Source organism: Kitasatospora sp. NPDC050543, assembly GCF_044457565.1.
In the GTDB taxonomy this organism is placed as follows: Bacteria; Actinomycetota; Actinomycetes; order Streptomycetales; family Streptomycetaceae; genus Kitasatospora.
Genome location: NZ_JBITGZ010000091.1, coordinates 1 through 1,918 on the forward strand (window position 1 = coordinate 1; position 1,918 = coordinate 1,918).

The 1,918-nt window shown below is 66.8% G+C and carries 1 protein-coding gene; it reads left to right on the forward strand.

Translation table 11 applies throughout. The annotated features are described in order from the left end of the window. Positions 1 to 165: 165 nt before the first annotated feature. Positions 166 to 1,887 (forward strand): IS1634 family transposase, encoded by a 1,722-nt coding sequence (locus ACIBH3_RS35910; RefSeq protein ID WP_396316315.1) that lies wholly within the window; start codon positions 166 to 168, stop codon positions 1,885 to 1,887. Positions 1,888 to 1,918: the final 31 nt, after the last annotated feature.

The window sequence follows — 1,918 nt, forward strand, 5'->3', positions numbered from 1 at the left end:
GTCCTGCGTTCCGCGTAATTCAGGGGCCCTGGAGTCCCTGCCGGGTTGAAGGTGCAGGTCAGCCGGGTGGGGTCTGGTGACGCGGTCGGATTCGCCTAGAGACGCGATTCTTCGGATTCGCCTGCGCTGACCTGCAGTTGGTCCGTAGGGTCTGGAGTCGTGTACGTGAAGACGACGAAACGGGAGAACAAGTCCGGCACGGTCCGGTACCTGCACCTGGCCCACAACGAGTGGGATCCGGTGAAGGGCCGGGCGGTCCCGAAGGTCCTGTTCACGTTCGGCCGTGAGGACGACCTCGACCGGGACGCGGTGAAACGCCTGGTCGCGTCTCTATCGAGGCTGCTGGAACCGGGTGAGGCGCTGGCGTCGACGGCGGCGGGTGACCTGGAGTTCGTTTCGTCGGTGCCGTTCGGCGGTACCTACGTCCTCGATCATCTGTGGCGGCGGCTGAGGATCGACAGGATCGTCGGGCAGGTCGGGCAGCCCAAACGGGGCCGGCGCCGGGACATGTCGGTGACCGAGCGGGTGCTGTTCTCCCTGGTCGCGAACCGGGCTCTGGCTCCGTCGTCGAAGCTGGCCGCCGCGGACTGGGCCACGCACGACGTGCATGTCGAGGGCCTGCCGGCCACCGACGACGACGCCTGCTACCGGGCGATGGACTGGCTCCACGAGGTGACCGACGACCTGGAGAAGCGGGTGTTCGACGAGGTCGCGAACCTCCTCAACCTTGAGGTCGATCTGCTGTTCTTCGACACCACCAGCACCTACTTCGAGCTGGAGGAGGCCGACGAACCCGTTGCCCGCGACGACAGGGGCCGCCTCCTGACGGACGACGGCCCAACCGCCGAAGAGGACGGCGAGTCCGCGGAGCAGGCCGGGTTCCGCACCTTCGGCAAGTCGAAGGACTCCCGCGACGACCTGCCGCAGATCGTGATCGGGATGGCCGTCACGAGGGACGGGATCCCGGTCCGTGTCTGGTCCTGGCCCGGCAACACCGGTGACCAGAAGCTGATCCGGCAGGTCAAGGACGACATGCGGGACTGGACCCTGAGCAAGATCGTGTGGGTCACCGACCGGGGATTCTCCAGCGAACGCAACCGCCGCTACCTCCGCCGGGGCGACCACGCCTACATCGTCGGCGAGAAGCTCCGCTCCGGCAGCCCGGAGGTGAGGGCCGCCCTGTCCCGCCAGGGCCGCTACAGCGAGATCGCCGGGAACATGCGGGTCAAGGAGGTGCGGATCTCCGAGACCGAACGGTTCGTGATCTGCCACAACCCCGAAGCCGCCACCCGTGACCAGCACATACGCGAACAGCTCGTCTCTCAGCTCACCACCCTGATCGAAGGCGCCGACAAGCTCAGCGACTTCAAGCGCGGCGAGCTCCGCGGCAAGCTCGCCGACACGCCCGGCCTCAACCGCTACCTCCGCACCACCCCGGCCGGCAAGCTCCGCATCGACACCGCGAAGATCAAGACCGAGGAGAACCTCGACGGCAAGTACCTGCTGCGTTGCTCCGACCCGCATCTGTCGGCCGAGGACATCGCCCTCGGTTACAAGCAACTCCTCGAAGTCGAGCGGGGCTGGCGGGACATGAAACAGATCATCGACCTGCGGCCTGTCTATCACCGGCTCGAGGAGCGCATACGCGCACACGTCGTCCTCTGCTGGCTCGCCCTGCTGCTGATCCGCATCATCGAGACCACCACCGACGAGACCTGGACTACCATCCGCCGCGAGCTCGACCGGCTCCACCTCGGCACGTTCACCGGCCCTACCGGCCTGTTCCGACAGGTCACCACCCTCACCAAGCCCCAGACCGACCTCCTGGCCAAGCTCGGCATCCCCGCACCGAAGCAGATCATCGCCCTCGAACCCGCACCCCGCTGACCAGCACGAACACCAGCGCCTAGAGAAACGA